This is a genomic window from Companilactobacillus versmoldensis DSM 14857 = KCTC 3814, assembly GCF_001434295.1.
GTDB classification, from domain to species: Bacteria; Bacillota; Bacilli; order Lactobacillales; family Lactobacillaceae; genus Companilactobacillus; species Companilactobacillus versmoldensis.
In genome coordinates this window covers 1-3,196 of sequence record NZ_AZFA01000046.1, presented here as the reverse complement: position 1 = coordinate 3,196, position 3,196 = coordinate 1, and the positions used below count along the sequence as shown (strand labels likewise).

Annotated in this window: 6 protein-coding genes; 2 read left to right on the top strand and 4 right to left on the bottom strand. The window is 34.3% G+C overall.

Features of this window, described 5'->3' with window-relative positions:
* The first annotated feature begins 106 nt into the window (after window positions 1-106).
* Window positions 107-370, top strand: a complete 264-nt coding sequence (locus FC27_RS11355) for an AbrB/MazE/SpoVT family DNA-binding domain-containing protein (protein WP_003643337.1) — start codon at window positions 107-109, stop codon at window positions 368-370.
* Window positions 364-708 (top strand): type II toxin-antitoxin system PemK/MazF family toxin, encoded by a 345-nt coding sequence (locus FC27_RS11350; protein ID WP_001748110.1) that lies wholly within the window; start codon window positions 364-366, stop codon window positions 706-708. Before FC27_RS11355 ends, FC27_RS11350 begins: the two co-directional genes overlap by 7 nt.
* A gap of 107 nt (window positions 709-815) precedes the next feature.
* Here FC27_RS11350 and arsC read toward each other — a convergent pair whose 3' ends face one another.
* The 4 genes from arsC to FC27_RS11330 form a co-directional block, all read right to left on the bottom strand.
* Window positions 816-1,232 (bottom strand): arsenate reductase (thioredoxin), encoded by a 417-nt coding sequence (gene arsC / locus FC27_RS11345; RefSeq protein WP_010625609.1) that lies wholly within the window; start codon window positions 1,230-1,232, stop codon window positions 816-818.
* A gap of 11 nt (window positions 1,233-1,243) precedes the next feature.
* Window positions 1,244-2,281 (bottom strand): ACR3 family arsenite efflux transporter, encoded by a 1,038-nt coding sequence (gene arsB, locus FC27_RS11340; protein WP_010625608.1) that lies wholly within the window; start codon window positions 2,279-2,281, stop codon window positions 1,244-1,246.
* A 50-nt stretch (window positions 2,282-2,331) separates the two neighbouring features.
* A complete protein-coding gene (locus tag FC27_RS11335) occupies window positions 2,332-2,649 on the bottom strand; it encodes an ArsR/SmtB family transcription factor (RefSeq protein ID WP_010625607.1) in 318 nt (105 codons plus the stop codon).
* A gap of 118 nt (window positions 2,650-2,767) precedes the next feature.
* Window positions 2,768-2,968, bottom strand: a complete 201-nt coding sequence (locus FC27_RS11330) for a DUF536 domain-containing protein (RefSeq protein WP_010625606.1) — start codon at window positions 2,966-2,968, stop codon at window positions 2,768-2,770.
* Window positions 2,969-3,196 lie beyond the last annotated feature (228 nt).

The following is a 3,196-nucleotide window of genomic DNA, read 5'->3' as shown; positions in this document are numbered from 1 at the left end:
GGGTAAGACAACTTGTTGCATGTAAATGACCTCCAGTAAGAATATTTGCATTGTGTATCTACACGGGATATACTTTACTTGTAATAATAATTTAGGAGGGGAAAATATGGAACTTATTAAAGAACAAACACGCTTAGCAAAGTGGGGAAACTCGAAAGCTGCTAGAATTCCTAGCCAAATTATTAAACAACTGAAATTAGATGATAACCAAGATATGACAATAACCATTGAAAATGGATCAATTGTTTTAACACCAATAAAAAAGAACCCAACCAATATTCACGAACTATTTAAGGATTGGAAAGATGACGGGAAAAGGGATCACGAGCTTGATTGGGGAAAGTCAGAAGGTAATGAACTTCAATGGTAAGCCAAGGTGATATATTTTATGTTAACTTTAATCCAAGCCGTGGTCATGAACAAATGAATAAGCGACCAGCCATTGCGCTAAGCAATGATCTAGTCTGTCAGACAAGTAACATGACGATTGTGGCTCCAATTAGCAGTACCAAGCGTAATTTTCCAATGTATCATCGACTAACTAGTAGTCAAACAGTATATGGAAAAGTATTATTAGATCAAACCATAGCCTTAGATTTACGGGCAAGACATGTCACTGATGAAACTATTGTCGATCATGTATCGCGTGAAGAACTAGAAGAAATAATCACTTTGTACAAATTATTGTTTAGTATTGATGACAAATAGAAGAAGTCATTTCTTTAATATTAAAACAAATAACCCCCAATATCTACAATGTAGATATTGGGGGTTATTTTAACAATGATTTTGAGGGTCTATTGTAAAAATAGACCCTATTTATAATTTTGTACAAGTTCGGATAGATTATCTTTTATTTTATTTCGAACTTTTCTAAAGGCTTGTAGTTTTTCTTCCTCTGTTCCAGTGGCTTTTGCAGGGTCGGATAATGGCCAATGAATACTTGTAGCTTGTGGTGGAATAACGGGACATTTATCTCGTGCATCACCGCATAAAGTAACAATTAGATTAGCTGAATTGAAGTAATTTATATCAATCAGTTTTGAATACTGCTGACAAATGTCGACACCATCTTCTGCCATAACTTGCACTGCATTTTTGTTTAAACCATGCTTTTCTACTCCTGCACTTCTAATTTCAAATTTATCGGAAGGGAAAAATTCTTTTGCGTATCCTTCGGCCATTTGGCTTCGACATGAATTTCCGGTACAGAGAAAATAGACTTTTTTCATTTGGTTACTCATTAATCATAATATTTTCTTTTAATCCATAGTGCTACATCAACTAATAGGATCATTACTGGTACTTCAACCATTGGGCCAATAACAGCAGCAAATGCTTCCCCAGAATTCAAACCAAATATAGCGACTGTTACTGCAACAGCTAATTCAAAGTTATTACTTGCAGCGGTGAATGATTGAGTCGCAGAAATCGAATAACTAGTTTTAGTTTTTTTCGCAATCCAAAAGGTTATGAAGAACATTAAGACAAAATATAGTAATAAAGGAACAGCAATTCTTATTGCGTCCATTGGTAGTTGAACTACTTTTGCACCCTTGACAGAAAACATCACTACTATTGTAAAGAGTAAAGCCCAAGTAGTAATTCTGCTTATTTTTGGTACATATTTATCTTCAAACCATTCTTTACCCTTTGTGCTAATGATAAGGTAACGAGAACCAATGCCCAAAATGAAAGGAATACCAAGATAAATAAATACACTCTTGGCAATTTCACTCATTGTAATATTAATTGTCTGTGTTTGTAGCCCAAAGAATTTTGGTAAGACACTAATAAAGAAGTATGCATAAACGGAATATAGCAAAATCTGAAAAATTGAGTTAAAAGCTACTAGACCAGCAGCATAATCGTTATTACCCTGTGCTAATTCATTCCACACAATAACCATAGCAATACACCGTGCTAAACCGATCATGATTAAACCAATCATGTAGTTTGGATAATTATGTAGAAAGAGAACAGCAAGAGCAAACATTAAAGTAGGCCCAACGATCCAATTTTGAACTAATGAAAAAGCAAGTTCCTTCTTGTCCTTAAATACGTCACCCATTTTGCCATAATTAACTTTGGTTAGTGGTGGATATAGCATTAATATTAAGCCTATTGCTATTGGAATTGATGTTGTACCGATAGACCAACTATTAATTATTTTAGGGAGCGATGGAAAAACTAAACCGCTAATAATTCCCAGTGCCATAGCTAAAAATACCCATAAGGTCATATAACGGTCCATGAATGATAAATTTTTAGAAGTACGCATAATAACCCTCCATATAGGTTCTTATCTATGTATGATGCAAAATAAAAAAGCTAACAGCTTGAATGTGAATCCTTACATATGCAATGGTCAGTCTTAGATAGTATTTGTGTTAATTCACTAATCAGTCCTTCTTTTCTGTTTGAATTTAAAGAATAATAGTGCCCCTTAGTATCTTTTCTTACGTTAACTAATCCACTTTTTTCCAGAATACTCATATGGTGGGAGAGAGTCGGTTGTGTAAAGTTAAAGTGTGCAAGTATATCACACCCACACATCTCACCACAGGACAGCATTTCCAAAATTTTAAGACGGTTAGGTTCAGCAACCACCTTTAAAAGTGATGCCAAATCTTTATACTCATAGTGCATCAGTAAATTCCTCCACATTAAACATAGACGATTATCTATATTGTATCACATGAATAATGAAAAAGATTGCCGTTCGGACGGAATTAGATTTTTTACTATTATTACAAAACCAGCAGTATTAATGTGTTATTCGCCAAAGCCAACCATGTTTTTCTTCATTTGCCGATTTAGCTGTTACTTTTTGTGGTAAGTCAGGTTGTGTTTGCTTGTGAGTAGTTAAATCTAATTGTTGCGCCTGGTCAGCAATCCTATTTGCTGTTGCAATCTGTTCATCTTTTACAGTTAATTGCCGCCTTAAATTATAAGTTAAAAACGACAATAACACCAATCGACAAGCAAAGCTTAAACTTGGTTGTCGTTCTTGTCGTTTTTTAAACTAGATATCAATCTTCAAGCTAAACTATAATTGATTTGGTTCTGGTTGTTGCCACCAATGAATGTTGCTTTAACAGCAAATATCCCGAATTAACAACAACTAAAGTTTGCATCTAGTTTTTTCCTAATGGCTTGTTTTGATACACCAAACTCATCAGCAAGTTCTCTAATA

Excerpts from the sequence above, each read along its gene's own strand:
- FC27_RS11355 (WP_003643337.1), top strand. The coding sequence starts at position 107 with ATGGAACTTATTAAAGAACAAACACGCTTAGCAAAGTGGGGAAACTCG.
- FC27_RS11350 (WP_001748110.1), top strand. The coding sequence starts at position 364 with ATGGTAAGCCAAGGTGATATATTTTATGTTAACTTTAATCCAAGCCGT.
- arsC (WP_010625609.1), bottom strand. The coding sequence starts at position 1,232 with ATGAAAAAAGTCTATTTTCTCTGTACCGGAAATTCATGTCGAAGCCAA.
- arsB (WP_010625608.1), bottom strand. The coding sequence starts at position 2,281 with ATGCGTACTTCTAAAAATTTATCATTCATGGACCGTTATATGACCTTA.
- FC27_RS11335 (WP_010625607.1), bottom strand. The coding sequence starts at position 2,649 with ATGCACTATGAGTATAAAGATTTGGCATCACTTTTAAAGGTGGTTGCT.